This window comes from Sphingomonas sp. SKA58 (genome assembly GCF_000153545.1).
Classification (GTDB): Bacteria; Pseudomonadota; Alphaproteobacteria; order Sphingomonadales; family Sphingomonadaceae; genus Sphingobium; species Sphingobium soli.
Map to the genome: position 1 here is coordinate 122,050 of NZ_CH959306.1, position 16,092 is coordinate 138,141.

15 protein-coding genes are annotated in these 16,092 nt (G+C 64.1%); 10 read left to right on the forward strand and 5 right to left on the reverse strand.

What is annotated here, in order from left to right:
* Nucleotides 1–39 precede the first annotated feature (39 nt).
* Nucleotides 40–582, reverse strand: a complete 543-nt coding sequence (locus SKA58_RS00985) for a DUF721 domain-containing protein (protein ID WP_009820464.1) — start codon at nucleotides 580–582, stop codon at nucleotides 40–42.
* Nucleotides 583–608: 26 nt separating this feature from the next.
* Here SKA58_RS00985 and SKA58_RS00990 point away from each other — a divergent pair, with 26 nt between their 5' ends.
* From SKA58_RS00990 to SKA58_RS01005, 4 genes are read left to right on the forward strand one after another with little or no spacing between them, the layout of a single operon-like run.
* Complete coding sequence (locus SKA58_RS00990; protein WP_009820465.1) at nucleotides 609–1,679, forward strand: A/G-specific adenine glycosylase; 1,071 nt, start codon at nucleotides 609–611, stop codon at nucleotides 1,677–1,679.
* Nucleotides 1,657–2,574, forward strand: a complete 918-nt coding sequence (nudC, locus tag SKA58_RS00995) for an NAD(+) diphosphatase (RefSeq protein ID WP_009820466.1) — start codon at nucleotides 1,657–1,659, stop codon at nucleotides 2,572–2,574. The genes SKA58_RS00990 and nudC overlap by 23 nt, the downstream gene beginning before the upstream one ends.
* A 43-nt stretch (nucleotides 2,575–2,617) precedes the next feature.
* Nucleotides 2,618–3,964 (forward strand): TldD/PmbA family protein, encoded by a 1,347-nt coding sequence (locus SKA58_RS01000; protein ID WP_009820467.1) that lies wholly within the window; start codon nucleotides 2,618–2,620, stop codon nucleotides 3,962–3,964.
* On the forward strand, nucleotides 3,951–4,748 hold the full coding sequence (locus SKA58_RS01005; protein ID WP_009820468.1) for a 3'(2'),5'-bisphosphate nucleotidase CysQ: 798 nt from the start codon (nucleotides 3,951–3,953) through the stop codon (nucleotides 4,746–4,748). The genes SKA58_RS01000 and SKA58_RS01005 overlap by 14 nt, the downstream gene beginning before the upstream one ends.
* Here the strand turns inward: SKA58_RS01005 and SKA58_RS01010 are convergent.
* Nucleotides 4,745–5,338 carry a hypothetical protein gene (locus SKA58_RS01010; RefSeq protein WP_009820469.1) on the reverse strand — a complete coding sequence of 198 codons (594 nt, stop codon included), beginning with the start codon at nucleotides 5,336–5,338 and terminating at the stop codon, nucleotides 4,745–4,747. The two genes, SKA58_RS01005 and SKA58_RS01010, sit on opposite strands and share 4 nt — an antisense overlap.
* 67 nt (nucleotides 5,339–5,405) lie before the next feature.
* Nucleotides 5,406–6,689 carry a phosphoribosylamine--glycine ligase gene (purD, locus tag SKA58_RS01015; protein ID WP_037541977.1) on the reverse strand — a complete coding sequence of 428 codons (1,284 nt, stop codon included), beginning with the start codon at nucleotides 6,687–6,689 and terminating at the stop codon, nucleotides 5,406–5,408.
* A gap of 7 nt (nucleotides 6,690–6,696) precedes the next feature.
* Between purD and xseA the strand changes: the two genes are divergently transcribed.
* The 3 genes from xseA to SKA58_RS01030 are packed head-to-tail and all read left to right on the forward strand — an operon-like array spanning nucleotide 6,697 to nucleotide 9,262.
* The gene (xseA, locus tag SKA58_RS01020; protein WP_009820471.1) at nucleotides 6,697–8,178 is read left to right on the forward strand and encodes an exodeoxyribonuclease VII large subunit; all 1,482 of its coding nucleotides are present in this window, start codon (nucleotides 6,697–6,699) and stop codon (nucleotides 8,176–8,178) included.
* Between the two features lie 23 nt (nucleotides 8,179–8,201).
* Entirely contained in the window at nucleotides 8,202–8,414 is a 213-nt protein-coding gene (locus SKA58_RS01025; RefSeq protein ID WP_009820472.1) for a DUF2093 domain-containing protein, read from the forward strand.
* Nucleotides 8,411–9,262, forward strand: coding sequence for a M23 family metallopeptidase (locus SKA58_RS01030; RefSeq protein WP_009820473.1), 852 nt, complete (start codon nucleotides 8,411–8,413; stop codon nucleotides 9,260–9,262). Before SKA58_RS01025 ends, SKA58_RS01030 begins: the two co-directional genes overlap by 4 nt.
* 7 nt (nucleotides 9,263–9,269) lie before the next feature.
* Here the strand turns inward: SKA58_RS01030 and SKA58_RS01035 are convergent, their stop codons facing one another.
* A complete protein-coding gene (locus SKA58_RS01035; protein ID WP_371388675.1) occupies nucleotides 9,270–9,770 on the reverse strand; it encodes a hypothetical protein in 501 nt (166 codons plus the stop codon).
* A 436-nt stretch (nucleotides 9,771–10,206) separates the two neighbouring features.
* Between SKA58_RS01035 and SKA58_RS01045 the strand changes: the two genes are divergently transcribed.
* Nucleotides 10,207–13,218 (forward strand): TonB-dependent receptor domain-containing protein, encoded by a 3,012-nt coding sequence (locus SKA58_RS01045; RefSeq protein ID WP_009820475.1) that lies wholly within the window; start codon nucleotides 10,207–10,209, stop codon nucleotides 13,216–13,218.
* A gap of 102 nt (nucleotides 13,219–13,320) precedes the next feature.
* Here the strand turns inward: SKA58_RS01045 and SKA58_RS01050 are convergent, their stop codons facing one another.
* Entirely contained in the window at nucleotides 13,321–14,319 is a 999-nt protein-coding gene (locus SKA58_RS01050) for a hypothetical protein (protein WP_232209344.1), read from the reverse strand.
* A gap of 141 nt (nucleotides 14,320–14,460) precedes the next feature.
* Between SKA58_RS01050 and SKA58_RS01055 the strand changes: the two genes are divergently transcribed.
* Nucleotides 14,461–15,735 (forward strand): aspartyl/asparaginyl beta-hydroxylase domain-containing protein, encoded by a 1,275-nt coding sequence (locus SKA58_RS01055; RefSeq protein WP_009820478.1) that lies wholly within the window; start codon nucleotides 14,461–14,463, stop codon nucleotides 15,733–15,735.
* A gap of 127 nt (nucleotides 15,736–15,862) precedes the next feature.
* Nucleotides 15,863–16,063 (forward strand): hypothetical protein, encoded by a 201-nt coding sequence (locus tag SKA58_RS01060; protein WP_009820479.1) that lies wholly within the window; start codon nucleotides 15,863–15,865, stop codon nucleotides 16,061–16,063.
* The last annotated feature ends 29 nt before the right edge of the window (nucleotides 16,064–16,092 follow it).

A 16,092-nucleotide genomic window follows, 5' to 3' on the forward strand; every position in this document is an offset into this window, starting at 1 on the left:
AAGGCTGACATAGACAGGGCAGGGTGAACCGCAGCTAAACTAGCTGACCTTGGGCAGGCCGCTGCTGTTGGCGAGACCCTGCGCCAGCGATTCGAGCACCGCGCGCAATTCGGGATCGCCAATGTCGCGCAGCGAATCGCCCAGTTCGACCGGAATGGGCCGAAGATTGCGGGGTGGCGGCCGGCGTTCCGCGCTGACCGAGGCGAGTTGGCCCTGGCGCATCGCGATCTTGGCCACCGCGGCATAGCCGAAAAAGCGGTTCACGCGCTCGATGATGTCGGGCAGGACATGCTGGATCATGGGTCCATGGCCGCTCATCACGGTCAGTTGCAGCGTGCCGCCGGCTTTCTTGCCGACCGGAAAGCGAATCGATTCAGGCGCGGACACCGCCGCATAATGTGGGCCGACAATGTCGGTCCAGCGGGTGACGATGCTGGACTGGACAAAACCGAACTTGCGGAAGGCGGCGCGGCCGATGTCGGGCATCAGGTCCGCGATCTGTCGTGGAGCGCCGATGCGCGGGCGTTCTTCGGCAGGTGCTTTGCGCATTTTCATTTTCGGGCTGGCCGGGCGTTCCGTCATGGCCCGCTTAATGGCATAGGGCTGCCATGCGCGTCGAGGGTCGAGAATCAAAAATCGCGGGTGCCCTGCTTGCGCATTATGATGTTCATGCGCGCCGCCTGCCCTGGCGCGCGCCGCCGGGCACCAATGCGAGCGACCCCTATCGCGTCTGGCTGTCCGAAGTGATGCTGCAACAGACGACAGTGGCGGCGGTTGGGCCCTATTTCGCCAGATTCACCACCAGCTGGCCGACTGTGGAGGAGCTGGCGGCGGCGCAGGACGCGGATGTCATGGCGGCATGGGCGGGGCTTGGTTATTATGCGCGGGCGCGCAATCTGCTTTCCTGCGCGCGGGCGGTGGTGCGCGACCATGATGGACGCTTTCCCGATAGCGAGGAGGGGCTGCGCGGCCTGCCAGGCGTGGGCGCCTATACCGCTGCCGCCGTCGCGGCCATCGCCTTTGGCCGGCGGGCGGTGGTGGTGGATGCCAATGTCGAACGGGTGGTGGCGCGCCTGTTTGCCATTGATACCCCGCTGCCGGCCGCGCGCTCGGCAATCCGCGCCGCCGCCGACCGTATTACACCGGACGCGCGGGCCGGCGATTTTGCGCAGGCCATGATGGATCTGGGCGCGACCATCTGCACGCCGCGTAACCCGGCCTGCGGCATTTGTCCGCTGCGGCAGGACTGCGCTGCCTTTGCAACTGCCGACCCTGCCGCTTTTCCGGTCAAGGCACCGAAAAAGGTGAAGCCGCACCGGCTGGGCCATGGCTGGTGGATCGAGCGCGACGGCCATGTCTGGCTGGTGCGCCGCCCGGACAAGGGGTTGTTGGGCGGGATGCGTGCACTGCCAAGCTCTGATTGGGGCGCGGCGCCCGAATGGACGCCGCCCGTCGATGCGGCATGGACCAGTCTTGCCGAGCCGGTCAGCCATGTCTTCACCCATTTCTCGCTGGCGCTGGCGCTTCATCGCGCCCATCTGGACGCAGGCATGGAGCCAAATGGGACAGGCGAATGGTGGCCGATCGACCGGATAGGGGAGGCGGGACTGCCCACGTTATTCGCACGCGCAGTGGAAGCGGTTAGGAGGGACAAGGATGCACGGGACGCAAAAGACTGATCGGCCGCTGCCCGGCTTTGTCGGCGGGACGCTGGACCGGGTCGATCATGTCCGCACCAACCCGGTCTTGCTGGGGCAAGCCTTTGCTGATCCTGCCGCGCGTCGGCTGGTGCTGGATGGGTTGGAGCCGGTCGAAGTGGAGGGTCATCTGGTGCTGGAGCCAATTGGCGCAGGCGCGCAGATGATGGACCATGTGCTGCTGGGGGTCGATCGGCAGGCGCGGCCAATCTTTGTGCGGCTTGTGAAGGACCTTGGCCCCAATCTAGTGCCCACGCCGCGCAGCCGCGCCATCGCAGGACTGATCCCGGCCGACGAAGTGGCGCTCTATGGCGCGGCGCGCAGCCTGGTGCATTGGCATGCGCGGCACCCCTTTTGTTCGGTCTGCGGCGGCGCGACGCAGGCCGTGAAAGCCGGATGGTCGCGGCGGTGCGAGACGTGCGGCGCGGAGCATTTCCCCCGCACCGACCCCGTCGTCATTATGCTGGCGGAGCATGAGGGGCGCGTGCTGCTGGGCCGGCAGCATAGCTGGCCTGAAGGCCGCTATTCCGCGCTTGCCGGCTTTGTCGAGCCGGGCGAGGCGATCGAGGAGGCGGTGGCGCGCGAGATCCATGAGGAGGCGGGCGTACGGGTCCATTCGGTGCGCTATGTGATGAGCCAGCCTTGGCCCTTCCCATCGTCCCTGATGATCGCCTGCGTCGCCCAGGCGCAGGATGATGCCTTGCGGATTGACGAGACCGAGATCGAACATGCTTTCTGGTGCGATGCCGATGGCGTGCGCGCGGCGATGGCTGGCGATTCGGACGCGCCCTTCGTCGCGCCGCCGCAGATGGCCGTCGCATGGCATCTGCTGGACCATTGGCTGGGGAAGGTTGTTCCCGCCGCCCCAAGCGCGTAAGGCCGGGCCTTCCTTTCCCCCCATCAAGGACTATCTTCCCTCCATGCTCAGCCTAGACGAAGCCCAGTCGCGCGCGCAGGATTTGGTCGATGCAGCGCGCAAGGCGGGCGCGGATGCGGCCGACGCCATCTATGCCTGCAATGCGTCGACCAACGTGTCGGTGCGCTTGGGCGCGCTGGAGGATGTTGAGCGGTCAGAGGGCGAAGACATCGGCCTGCGCGTCTTCATCGGCCAGCGCTCGGCCAGCATTTCCGCGTCCGACATGAATCCTGCAACCTTGGGCACGCTGGTCGAGCGTTGCATTGCGATGGCGCGCGAAGCGCCGGAAGATCCCTATGCGGGCCTGGCACCCGAAGACCGGCTGCTCAAAAAACGCCCGCCCTCGCTCGACCTGACCGACGAGGAGGAGCCGGAACCCGCTGCGCTGCGCGAGCGCGCCTTGATGGCGGAGGATGCGGCGCGCGGCGTGCCGGGCATCACCAACAGCGAAGGCGGCGGCGCATCGAGCGGGCGCAGCCAGGTGGCGCTGGCGACCAGTCACGGCTTTGCCGGCGCCTATGCCGGCACCAACCACGCAACCTGGGCCAGCGTCCTGGCGGGCAGCGGGTCCGACATGCAGCGCGACCATGCCAGCCATTCGGCGCGGCATCTGCGCGATCTTGACCATGCCGACGCCGTAGGCGCGCGGGCCGGGCAACGCGCAGTCGCCCGGCTGAACCCGGTCAAGGTCGGCAGCGGCGTCATGCCGGTAATTTTCGACCCGCGCATCGGGTCAAGCCTGGTGGGTCATCTCATCAGCGGCATCGTCGGTCCGGCCATCGCCCGCCGGTCGAGCTTCCTGCTCGATCAGCTGGGCGAGGCGGTTTTTAATTCCGCCGTCACCATTATCGACGATCCGCTGCGCCCGCGAGGCCTACGTTCCCGGCCGTTCGATGGTGAGGGCCTGCCGGTCGAACGGCGCGCGCTGATCGAGGATGGCGTGCTGACCGGATGGCTGCTCGACAGCGCATCGGCCCGGCAATTGGGGCTGGAGCCAACGGGACATGCGAGCCGGGGCGGCAGTGGCGCGCCGGGCGCGAGTGTCACTAACGTGTATATGGAGGCAGGCACGACGTCGCCGGGCGACCTGCGCTATGACGTGAAGCGCGGCATTTACGTGACCGAATTGATCGGCATGGGCGTCAATCCCGTCACCGGCGATTACAGCCGGGGCGCGTCCGGGTTCCTGATCGAAAATGGCGCGGTCATGAATGCAGTGTCGGAAATCACCATCGCCGGCAACCTCAAGGACATGTTCCGCAGCCTGACGCCAGCGAGCGACCTGTATTTTCGCTATGCCATGAACGTACCTACCATCCGCATCGACGGGATGACCGTTGCCGGAGGCTGAACTTCCCGTACGCGCAATCGTGTCCGCCGTGGCGGATGCGGCCGACCATGGGTTGACCCTGTGGGCCAACGGCGAAACCCGTGTGCGGCAATGGGAAAAAGTGCCCGGCCATCCGGTGTGCGAGGCGGATCTGGCGCTGGACGCGATGCTGCGCGAAAGCCTGACCGCGATCGATCCCACCGCCGGCTGGCTGTCGGAGGAGACGGCCGATACCGTCCACCGGCTTGGCCTGTCGCGCGTGTGGGTGGTCGATCCGATCGATGGCACGCGCGATTATCTGCGCGGACGGCGTGGCTGGGCCGTATCGGTTGCCCTGGTTGAAGATGGCGCGGTGCGGATCGGCATATTGGCCGCGCCCGCGCGCAACGAATTATGGGTGGCGCAGGCAGGGCGCGGGGCGACGCGCAACGGAAAAGTGCTGAAGGCGGGAACACGCACGATCCTGCCGGGGGCGCGGGTGCCCGCTGACCAGTTGCCGCGCGCCGACCGGGATCTGGTCGCGGTGGAAAAGCCCAACAGCATCGCGCTGCGCATGGCGCTGGTTGCCGCTGACGAGGCCGATCTGGTCGCGACGGTGCGCTGGGGCAATGAATGGGACGTTGCGGCGGCGGCGCTGATCTGTGAGGAGGCTGGCGCCACCGTCACCGACGCGCTGGGCGATCCGCTGCGTTTCAACCGGCCGCAGCCCACCGCCTTTGGCCTGTTGTGCGCTGCGCCGGGCATTCATGGCGCCGCGCAGGAACGGCTCGCCCCGCGCGCGCAGGAGATATTGGGCCGCGGCTAAAGCTTGCCATATTTCGCTTCAAAGCCCGCGGTGTCGCCAGCCGCGAGATATTTTGCCTGATCCACCCATTGATCGCGGACCGGGCGGCCCTTGAAATTCCCCAGCCGCGCGTCGATGGCGGCAATGTCGGAATCCGTCCAGGCGGCGATCTGCGCATAGCGGCTGACGCCCAGTTCGATCAGCAAGGCCTTGAGCTTGGGGCCAACGCCTTTCAGTCGGAGAAGATCGTCGGGGGCGGCATCATCGGCCGGGGCGGCGATAGCGGGTGAGGCGGGGATCGGTTCGGCGTCGGCCGGCGGGACGTGTTCGGCGATCGGCTCCACCGCCGACCCAGGCTCCACTGTCTCGACGGGCTCGACATCGGCGGCGGGCGCGGGCGACGTCGCCACCGGAGCGGGCGTCGGCGGCACCGTGACGGGATCAGCCACCGGCGGCGCGGCGGCAAGGGGAGCCGTTTCCACAGGCGCGGTCGTGTCCGCCAGGGTTTCCACGTCGGGCTTGCGTTTGCCCGAAAGCAGGAACACCAGGGCGATAAGGACCAGCAGTGCGATCAGCAGCCACAGGCCATAGTCCATGAAGAATTCCTGCATCGCGCTACGTCTCCCCTCTGTGTGTCGTTCTGCTATTTAAGGATGCTTTCCGTCGCGCCGCAAGGGTTCACCCTTGTTTCGCCTCTCGCTCCACTTCGCGCCAGCCAATGTCGCGGCGGCAGAAGCCGGAGGGAAAGTCGATCGCATCGACGGCGGCATAGGCTGCGGCCTGGGCAGCAGCGACGCTGTTGCCGGTCGCGGTGACGTTGAGCACCCGGCCGCCATTGCCGACGAGCGATCCGTTCCGACTCGCCGTGCCGGCATGAAAAATCTTGGCGCCTGCCCGCTCGGCGGCGTCCAGACCCGCGATGCGCCCGCCCTTTTCCGGCGTGCCGGGATAACCGTTGGCGGCCATGACGACCGTCAAGGCGGTGCGTTCGGCCAGCGCAACCGGTCCCTGATCGGCCAGCCGACTCTGCGCGACTGCGAGCAGCAGCGCGGCAAGATCGCCATCGAAGCGGCTCATCAGCACCTGGCATTCCGGGTCGCCGAAGCGGGCATTATATTCGATTAGCTTGGGCCCAGCCTCGGTCAGCATCAGGCCGGCATAGAGGACCCCCGAATAGGGCATGCCTTCAGCGGCCAAGCTATCGACAGTCGGGCGAATGATCGTGTCGATCACCTGCTGTTCCAGGTCGGGCGTCAGGATGCGCGCCGGGCTATAGGCGCCCATCCCGCCGGTATTGGGACCGGTATCGCCATCGCCCACGCGCTTGTGATCCTGGGCGGATCCGAAGGGCAAGATTGCGCTGCCGTCGGTCAGGGCGAAGAAGCTCGCTTCCTCCCCGGTCATGAACTCTTCCAGCACGACTTCCTCGCCAGCCGCGCCAAATGCGCCGGAGAACATCGAATCGAGAGCTTCCAGCGCCTCTTCCCGGCTTTGTGCGATGATGACGCCCTTGCCGGCGGCCAGGCCGTCCGCCTTGATGACGACGGGGAGCGCGAAATCGTCCAGCGCGGCGATCGCTCCATCCTTGCTGGTCACGCGGACATAGGCAGCGGTCGGGATATTTGCGCGCTTGCACAAATCCTTGGTGAAACCCTTTGACCCTTCCAGTTGCGCGGCCTTGCGGTTGGGGCCAAAGACGGGAACGCCCATGGTGCGCAGATTGTCTGCCAACCCGTCAACCAGCGGCGCTTCGGGGCCGATCACCACCAGCCCGATCGAATGGCGGATGCAGAAGTCCAAGACCGCGCGATGATCCGCCGCATCAAGGTCGACCAGCGTGGCGTGCTGCGCTATGCCCGGATTGCCGGGCGCGGCATAAAGCGTGTCGAGGCCGGGCGATTGCGCCAGCTTCCACGCCAGCGCATGTTCGCGGCCGCCGCCGCCAAGCAGAAGGATGTTCATGTCGCCCATGTCCCCGGAATATGATGCCTATGACAGTTCGGGCCGCCTGTTAGCCGAGGATCGCGCGGGCGACAACGCGCCGCCGCTCAGCGTCAGCGAATTGTCGGGGATGCTGAAGCGCACGGTGGAGGACCGGTTCGGTCATGTCCGGTTGCGCGGCGAAATTTCGGGGTTCAAGCGTGCGGCGTCGGGGCATCTGTATCTGTGCCTGAAGGATGACAATGCCGTCATCGACGGCGTCATGTGGAAAGGCGGGGCGCAGCGGCTGGCCTTCGCGCCGCAGGACGGGGTGGAGGTGATCGCCACGGGTAAGCTCACCACCTATCCCGGCCGGTCCAAATATCAGATCGTGATCGAGCGGATGGAATTGGCCGGCGAAGGCGCGCTGATGGCGCTGCTGGAGAAGCTCAAGGCCAAGCTGGCGGGGGAAGGGCTCTTCGCGCCGGAGCGCAAGAAGCCATTGCCCTTCCTGCCACGCACCATCGGCGTCGTCACATCGCCCACGGGCGCGGTCATTCGCGACATTCTCCACCGGCTGGCGGATCGCTGCCCGACCCAGGTGCTGCTGTGGCCGGTGCTGGTGCAGGGGCAGGGCGCCGCCGAGCAGGTCGCGCGCGCGGTCCGCGGCTTTTCGGAAATGGCTGGCGATGGTGCGCTGCCCAGGCCGGAACTGGTGATCGTGGCGCGCGGTGGCGGGTCGATCGAGGATCTGTGGAGCTTTAATGAAGAGATCGTCGTGCGTGCGGTCGCGGAATGCAGCATCCCGATCATCTCCGCGGTGGGGCATGAGACCGACACGACGCTGTGCGATTATGCCGCCGATCGGCGCGCGCCCACGCCGACGGCGGCGGCTGAAATGGCGGTGCCGGTGCGCGCGGAATTGCTGGCGGGATTGACGGACATGGGGCTGCGTGCGGGCCGTGCCGTTCGGCGCGGCGCGGCGCAGGCGCGCGAGCGGTTGGACATGCAGGCGCGGCTGATGCCCACGCCCGACACGTTGCTGAGCCCCCAGCGGCAGCGGCTGGACCAGGTGTCGGACGGCCTGGCCAGCGGTCTGCGTCATCGCCTGGCCGATGCGCGTGCGCATCTGGGGCAGGCGAGCGGCGCGCTGCGCCCCGCGCTGCTGCGCCAGCAACTGGCGCGTGCGGGCGAGCGGCTCGATCGGTTGCGGTTGCGGCCGGAAAATCTGGTCCGGGCGCAGCGCGATTGCGCCACGGCGTTCGACCGCGTCTCGCGGCATTTCGCGTCGCTCAATCCCGATCTGCCGCTGCAACGCGGCTATGCCCGGGTCATGGCTGGCGACCGGCTGGTGCGGTCGGTCGAGGCCGCACGCGCGGCCGGGCAAGTCGTCCTGCACTTCCACGATGGAACCGTCGACGCGGCCGTTGGGCAGGCTGAGGCCCCCGCCGGGATGGCGCCGTCGCCGTCGGCGCGACCCACGCGCAAGCCGCGTGATCCCGCCCATGCACAGCAGGATTTGTTCTCCTGACAGATGAAGAAAGTGTCGTCCCCATGTTGATGTCCAGCCGCGACCGGATCGCCCGGCTTCATTATCTGCCCTACAGCTTTCGCGTGCTGAAGGCCGGCGATCATGTGCTGTGCGCCATGACCGGACAGCCTATCGCCTTGCAGGACCTGCGCTACTGGAGCATCGCCCGGCAGGAGCCCTATGCCAGCGCGCAAGCGTCGGTGGAGGCGGAGCAGAAGGCGGCAGGCGAGCGATGAAGGCGATTGTTCTGGCGGCAATGGTTGGCCTTGCCGGTGGGGCGACGGCGCAGCCCATCGCGCCACAAAATGCGGTATCGGCCGCATTCCGGCTTGAGGGCGCAGCAGTGCAGGGTGGCAGGCTGCTTGGCACGGCGCCCGGTGGAACAGTGGCTTTGACACTCGGCGACCGGCCGGTGGCGATCGACGCTGATGGCCGGTTCCTGATCGCCTTCGACCGGGATGCGAAGCCCGACGCCTTGCTAACCGCACGCCTGGCCGACGGACGCGTTCTCACCCATTCACTGATCGTGGCGCCGCGCGCCTGGCGTCTGGAGCGGATCAACGCGCCGCTGCGTGTGGGCAAAAGCAGCGAAGCCTTTCTGGCGCTGCGCCGCCCCGAACTGGAAGCGATAGCAGCGGCGCGTGCGAAGGTGACGGATGCGCAAGGATGGCGGCAGACATTCATCTGGCCGCGCCTCGGGCGCATTTCCGGCTTGTTCGGCGCACAGCGCATCTATCAGGGCGAGCCGGGGTCCTATCATGGCGGCGTCGATATCGCCGCCGCCACGGGCGAGCCGGTGCGGGCGCCCGCCGATGGCGTGGTGATCCTGGCGGCGACCGACAAGCCCTTCACGCTGGAAGGGCATTTGCTGATGATCGACCATGGCCATGGTCTCAACAGCGCCTTCCTTCACCTGTCACGGATCGACGTGAAGATGGGCGACCATGTGGCACAGGGGCAACAGATCGGGGCTGTCGGCGCAACGGGCCGCGCAACCGGACCGCATCTGCACTGGGGCATGAAATGGCACGATGCGCGCATCGACCCGTTGTTGATCGCCGGGCCGATGCCGCAGGGGCGCTGATAGAACCTTAGCTGACCCGCTTCATGCGGATGGCGCGTCCGCCTTCCACCTTGCCCATGAAGCTGCCCATGGCCGCGCGTTTGATCTCGATCGACTGGCCGACTTTGGGATCGCGACCGGTGACCGCTTCGGTGGTCATCCATTGTGCGCCGTCCTCCAGCCCGATCTGCCATTTGCCATAACCCAGGCTGCGCAGGCTGGCGATCGTCGCCTGAATGTGGCTGACGCCCTCCTCTTCCTTGGCTGCACCGTCATCGTCGCCGCCTCCCAGGAAAGGCAGTTTCGGGAAGGAGAAGCCGAACAGCGTCTTGCGGGTCTTGTTGAGTTCGCCCTTGTCGAGAACCACGACTTCATCGCGTTGCGAAGCGGTTTCCATAGCGCCGACCTGGCGGTCGAAACAGGCAAGGCGGTCCGCGTCAGCAGTAATCGAGCGGCATTGCAGCAAATTGGTGAAAAGCTCGGCCTGAGGCGGGCGCGCTTTGGTCGCGGCCAGCCCGGACCCCGTCATCAGCGCCAGCGCCATGACGCCCAGCATCGTCGATCCGCGTTTCATGTCACTCTGTCTCCCTTGCCGTTCGCCGCTGCCTTACCATGCCTTTCGCGGAAAATATGCGTCAAGAGAGGGTGGCAATGCGCATACGCTAAGAGATGACATATTTTAGAACAGCGTTTGACGAGGTGATGTATGAAAGCTGCACTCCGTGACATTTCAATGAAATTATATTGCAACATGATCGTAAAACCGGCGCGCTGCCGCCTTGTTGCAATTATGATACAGCGCTCGCCAAAAGCGGCGATTGGCCTTTTGCCATGCTTTACAGCGCCCTGAAGCCCGCGCAGGTTCCACCAATCCATATGGGGGGATCGCTGTCGGGCACCATATCCCTCCGTACGGGCTACTAGGTGGCAGATAATCTGCCGACTCCAGAGCAAGGGACTGGACCGTGAAGACATTTTCGAAAAGGGCACTGCTGCGTGCCAGCGCCGCACCGGCGATCCTGGGCGCGTCGCTGATCGCCAGCGCCGCCATCGCGCAAGACGCGCCCCAGGCGGCCGAAGCGCCCGCTGCTGGCGACACCATCGTCGTTACGGGCTCGCTGATCCGTAACCCCAATCTTCAATCGAACCCGGTGCTGACCACAACCGCCGACACGATCGAGCTGAAGCAGAACAACACCGCAGAAGACATTCTGCGTGAAATCCCCGGCATCGTGCCGAGCATCGGTTCGGCGGTGAACAACGGCAATGGTGGCGCTTCGTTCGTCAACCTGCGTGGTCTGGGTTCGAACCGCAACCTCGTGCTGATCGACGGCGACCGTCTGGTTCCTGCCGAACTGAACGGCCGTTTCGACCTTAACAACGTGCCCGTCGCGCTCGTTGAGCGCGTTGACGTTCTGACCGGCGGTGCATCGACCACCTACGGCGCGGACGCCATTTCGGGTGTCGTCAACTTCGTTACGAAGTCTGACTTCTCTGGCCTGGAAGCGAATATCTCGAACCAGATCACCGAAGAGGGCGACGGCAACTACTTCCGCGCCGACCTGACCATGGGCGCCAACTTTGATGACGGCCGCGGTAATGTCGTATTCGCTGTCGGCTACCAGCAGTCTGATCCGGTCTATCAGGGCGGTCGCGACTTCTCGTTCGACAATGTCGATTCCTATAGCGGTCTTGCCGGCGGTTCGGGTACGGCGACCCCTTCGCGCTTCACCAATGTGAACGTCACGGGCACCGATAATGGCAACGGCACGCGGCAGATCACCGCTGACGGCACCGCGTTCCGCCCGACCAGCGCGTTCGATGCCTTCAACTTCAACCCGTATAATATCTTCCAGACGCCGTTCGAACGTTTCAATATGTTCGGCGCCGCCAAATATGAAGTCAGCGACGCGGTTGAGGTCTATTCGCGCGGTATCTTCTCCAAGAACACCGTCAACACCATCATCGCGCCCTCGGGCGCGTTCGGCATCGCGGTCGATGTTCCGCTCAGCAACCCGTATCTGACGGCTGCCCAGCGCAACGCCTTCTGCGCCCGTGACACCAATCCGGCCGCCGGCGTCTACACGCCGCTGTTCACACAGGCCCAGTGCGACGCTGCTGCGCTCGCGACCGATCCCAACGATCCGAACTACCAGACTGTGTCGACGGCCTTCTCGCGTCGCTCCGTGGAACTCGGGCCGCGTGTTTCCGACTTCACGACGACCTTCTTCGATTACAAGATTGGCGCGCGTGGCGGCATCACCGACACGATCAACTGGGATGTTACCGGGGCCTATGGCGAATCGGAAAATATCCAGACCCAGCAGGGTTACTGGCTCAACAGCCGCGTCCGTCAGGCGCTGCTGGCAACCAACACCGAAACCTGCCTGGATGATAGCAATGGTTGCGTTCCTTTGAACGCATTCGGCGGCAATGGTTCCATCACGGACTCGATGAATGCGTTCCTGAATGCCAACAGCCAGATTGTGACCAAGACCTCGCTTGCGCAGGTCAAGGGCTTGATCAATGGAGACTTCGGCTGGACCGTGCCGTGGGCAACAGACGCTGTCGCTTTCGCGCTGGGTGGCGAATATCGCAAATATACCGCTTCGCAGGAATCGGACCTTCTCTCGCAGTCGGGTGACCTCGGTGGCGCGGGTGGTGCGGCGCCGAACATCACCGGCGGCTATGACGTTTACGAAGCCTATGGCGAACTCGTCCTGCCGATCGTTCAGGATCGTCCGTTCTTCGAGGAACTGGTCGTTCAGGGCGGTGTCCGTTATTCGAAGTACAGCATCGATGCCGCTGGTTCGCCCGGCTACGAAACCTGGACCTGGAATGCGGGCGGTACTTGGAGCCCGGTTCGCGCTCTGAAAATCCGCGGCAACTACGCCCGTGCCGTTCGCGCACCGAACATCGCCGAACTGTTCGCGCCCAACAATACGGGCCTGACCAACCTGGCGGTCGACCCCTGCGCTGGCAATGCGCCGCTCAACAACGCCAATCTGGCTGCGGTCTGCACCGCGCAGGGCGGCGGAGCGTTCCTGGGTCTGATCGAAAATGATCCGGCTGGCCAGGTCAATGCGACCTCGGGCGGCAACCTGGCGCTGAGCCCGGAAAAGTCGAACAGCTGGAAAATCGGCGCTGTGTTCCAGCCTGACTTCCTGCCCGGCTTCTCGGCAACGGTCGACTATTACAACATCAAGGTCACCGGTGCTATCACCACGCCGACCCCGGGCGATGCGATCAGTGCTTGTTTCGACAATTTGTCGGCATCAAGCGCGACCAGCGACGCTTGCACGAGCATCCAGCGTAACCCGGCGACGGGTAACCTATTCGGTGAATCGACCACCACGCCGGGTCTGTTCCTGGGTCTGTCGAACCTCGGCACGCTCAAGACGGACGGCGTCGATTTCTCGGTCAACTACGGCCGCGACATCGGCTTTGCCAAGCTGTCGCTCAGCCTGACCGGCAACTGGACGGGCAGCTCGAAGTTCCAGGCGTCGCCGACTTCGCTGAACCGTGAATGCACCGGCTACTACTCGGTCAACTGCGCCTCCATTCAGCCTGAATGGCAGTTCTCGCAGCGCACCACGCTGGGCTTCGAAACCTTCGATATCTCGCTGCTGTGGCGCTATATCGACTCGGTCAGCTATGAACCCGCCGCCTATGACGACGATCTGGCTGCGGCGATCGGCTTTGGTTGTGAAGACCCCGAAGGTGCGGATCCGGACGGCTGCGTGGTCAATCCGGAATTCCGGAAGATTCCGGCCGAACATTATTTCGACCTGACGGGCCGCTTCCACGTTTCGGACAACATCACGTTGACCCTGACGGCGCAGAACATGTTCAACAACAAGCCCAAGGTTGTTGGTTCCACGCTGGGTTCGACCGCTTACAACAGCGGCAACGTCTATCCGTCGACCTACGACGCGCTGGGTCGTCGTTATGCCGCCGCGGTGAAGTTCCGCTTCTGATCGGCGCATAAGGTAATGAAAGAAAAGGGGCCGGTGGACACACCGGCCCCTTTTTTATGTCGGTAAGACTTCGTTGCCAAAGGCTAGCCGGTGGGAAATCGCCTACCGGATGAGTGGTTGGGGCAGGGCGACGCATATGCCGGCGCTGTCTGCGACATGGCGAGCCCAGACGACGACCTTTTCCAGTTCCTCCGCATGCAAGGCGACGCCTGACCTGGCATCGGCGGCACGCTTTCCGGGCGCGAAGGCGTCCCCGTTTTTTGCATCCCGGCCGAAGACCGGGCCATTGATAATGGCGGTGATGGCCGATGGATCGAGTTCAAACTTAAAAAACTGTCCCAGCGCGTCCAGCGTGTCATAAGGCCGATCCACGAATGTTTCGCTGTCGAGCGTCGCGACGCGTTGCTTCAACGTGCCGGCAAGGCTTTGAAACTGCTGCTGTTGCGCCAACCAGCCGGCGGCTGCTACCTGCAAATCAGTGAGACCCAAAAACGCCTCCGGCGCGATGCCGAGCGCTCCTAGCATACCTTCCCTCAGCAATTTGCCAAACAGATCACGGACCCACAGCCGGCCCCACATGCCCTTGCGCGCTATTGAGGCGAGATAGGCCTCAAGCGGCGCATAGAGAAACAAGGCGCGTGCGTCAGGCCGCATCGCCATGATCGCAGGGATGAGTGGATTGACGATGTTCGACGGTTTCACGATCGTCGCCTCGCCTGCCGAAAAAGGCCGCGCAAGCAGGCGCAGCCCTTCGTCCATGACGCGAGCGACCTGGGCACCGCCACCGCCGCGATGCCGCCAGCCGACGAGGTCGTTCAGGAGCACCGGCTCTTTTAGCCCCATCGAGGTACCAGGAATGTCAAAAGCAGCGGCAAGAAGGGTCGAGCAGCAGTAAGCGGAGTGGAAGATGAAGTGGATAGGGGACGCTGGCGGCGCATGCTCGACGGCATCGACCCGGCGCAGGATCAAGGGCTTGTCACTTCCGAGATATTCGTCGGTCAGGAATGGCATAGCAGCGCGACGCGCGCGCGAGACGTGGCGCAGATGAAAGGCGTCATGCCCCGGGTCATAGCGATGGGCGAGCCATTGCGGGTCATGCATCACAGTCTGGAATGAAGGCGATTGGGTCATGATCAAGGCTTCGCACGCGGACTTGTCCGGAACAAGGGTTGGTGCGCTCAGGGCGGTTGCGCCGTTGAGCGCATCTGATACTCCTATGGAATTAAGGCTGGGGGGCTTTTGATGAAGGAACGTGAGGCGCTTCTACAGCGCGCTGCCGAAGCGCGCAGAGGTGGGCGGACGACAGAGGCGGTTGCGGCGCTGGGCGCAGTCCTGGATGCCTGGCCCGCCGATCCCTTGGCGCATAATATGCTGGGTCTGATTGCCTTGGAAAAGGAGCATTATTCCGATGCTTGTTTCCATTTCGCCAAGGCGGCGGAGGCTGATCCCAATGAAGCGGCCCTCTGGATGAATTTGGCTTCGGCCCAGCGCGGCAATGGCCAGGCGGAGGGAGAACGGACCGCCCTGCAACGCGCGATCGATGTCGATCAGCGCAACCTGATGGCGCAGATCCGCATGGCGCAGTTGCAGCAACGACTGGGTGAAAGACAGGCCGCTGCTGATAGTTGGGGCAAGGTCCTGGCGCTGACTGCAGCGATGGGCGATATTCCGCCAGCGCTGTCCGAAACGCTCGACATGGCCCGCTCCTATGTGCGCGAGCATAAAGCGCAATTTGCCGCTCTCATCGAAGCAGGGGTTGCCGAAAATTTATCCGCTGCGCCAGCACTCGGCCAACGACGATTCCAGGCATGCCTCGACCATGAATTTGGCCGCCGTGCCATTTATCAGAATCACTGTTCGGGCCTTCATTATCCCTTTCTTCCCGCTGATGAGTTTTTTGATCGTGCTCATTTTCCCTGGATGGAAGCACTCGAACGGCGTACCGACGCCATTCGCGCCGAATTTCTGGCGCTGGTGGCGCAAAATGGCGCCGCTGTAAGACCTTATGTTCGCCAGGAAGCCGGTACGCCTGAAAACAAGTGGACCGCGCTTGATGGCTCGCTCGACTGGGGGGCATTGTTTCTGTGGGAATATGGGGTGCGCAACGAAGCCATATGCGCAACATGCCCCGAAACCGTAGCGGCTCTGGAAGCGCTTCCCCGCGCGGACATTCCGGGGCGTGCGCCGTCGGCTTTCTTTTCGCTGCTGAAACCGCATAGTCATATTCCAGCGCACACCGGCGTGACGAACACGCGTGCCATCATCCACCTGCCGCTTATCGTGCCGCCTGAATGCGGCTTTCGGGTCGGAGGAGAAACACGAAACTGGCGAGAAGGCGAAGCCTTTGCGTTCGACGATACGATCGACCACGAAGCATGGAACAGGAGTGATCATCTGCGCGTGGTGCTGATCTTCGATGTGTGGAACCCGCATTTGTCACTTGAAGAGCAGATGCTATTAAAGCAATTCTACGCAACAGCCGACGCCAGCAGGGGAATGAACCAAGCCAGCGTCTGATTTGCGGCGACCGGCTTAGTTTCGAACCGCGCTGCCTTGTCCAGGGAGATGATTAGTGTCTGTTGTGAAAACTGCGATCGCTTCGGGATTTCTAGCTCTAACCCTAGCTTTTCCGGCGTCGCCAGCTATGGCCGAAGACAAGCCCAAGCTCGATCGCAATGACCCTAACGCCGTCCGCTGCAAGCGATTGAGTGTGACCGGTTCGCTGGTCAGCAGCAAACGCATCTGCAAGACCAACGCTGAGTGGCAGTCAATCGGCGACCAGCAGAACCGGGACGCCGATGACCTGATTACCCGCAGCCGTGCCGGAATGAACCCTAGCGGCTGAGCGAAGCGGCGCGGCGTGCCGCCGCGCCT

Excerpts from the sequence above, each read along its gene's own strand:
- SKA58_RS00985 (WP_009820464.1), bottom strand. The coding sequence starts at position 582 with ATGACGGAACGCCCGGCCAGCCCGAAAATGAAAATGCGCAAAGCACCT.
- SKA58_RS00990 (WP_009820465.1), top strand. The coding sequence starts at position 609 with ATGCGCGTCGAGGGTCGAGAATCAAAAATCGCGGGTGCCCTGCTTGCG.
- nudC (WP_009820466.1), top strand. The coding sequence starts at position 1,657 with ATGCACGGGACGCAAAAGACTGATCGGCCGCTGCCCGGCTTTGTCGGC.
- SKA58_RS01000 (WP_009820467.1), top strand. The coding sequence starts at position 2,618 with ATGCTCAGCCTAGACGAAGCCCAGTCGCGCGCGCAGGATTTGGTCGAT.
- SKA58_RS01010 (WP_009820469.1), bottom strand. The coding sequence starts at position 5,338 with ATGCAGGAATTCTTCATGGACTATGGCCTGTGGCTGCTGATCGCACTG.
- purD (WP_037541977.1), bottom strand. The coding sequence starts at position 6,689 with ATGAACATCCTTCTGCTTGGCGGCGGCGGCCGCGAACATGCGCTGGCG.
- xseA (WP_009820471.1), top strand. The coding sequence starts at position 6,697 with ATGTCCCCGGAATATGATGCCTATGACAGTTCGGGCCGCCTGTTAGCC.
- SKA58_RS01025 (WP_009820472.1), top strand. The coding sequence starts at position 8,202 with ATGTTGATGTCCAGCCGCGACCGGATCGCCCGGCTTCATTATCTGCCC.
- SKA58_RS01030 (WP_009820473.1), top strand. The coding sequence starts at position 8,411 with ATGAAGGCGATTGTTCTGGCGGCAATGGTTGGCCTTGCCGGTGGGGCG.
- SKA58_RS01035 (WP_371388675.1), bottom strand. The coding sequence starts at position 9,770 with ATGACGGGGTCCGGGCTGGCCGCGACCAAAGCGCGCCCGCCTCAGGCC.
- SKA58_RS01050 (WP_232209344.1), bottom strand. The coding sequence starts at position 14,319 with ATGCATGACCCGCAATGGCTCGCCCATCGCTATGACCCGGGGCATGAC.
- SKA58_RS01055 (WP_009820478.1), top strand. The coding sequence starts at position 14,461 with ATGAAGGAACGTGAGGCGCTTCTACAGCGCGCTGCCGAAGCGCGCAGA.
- SKA58_RS01060 (WP_009820479.1), top strand. The coding sequence starts at position 15,863 with ATGGCCGAAGACAAGCCCAAGCTCGATCGCAATGACCCTAACGCCGTC.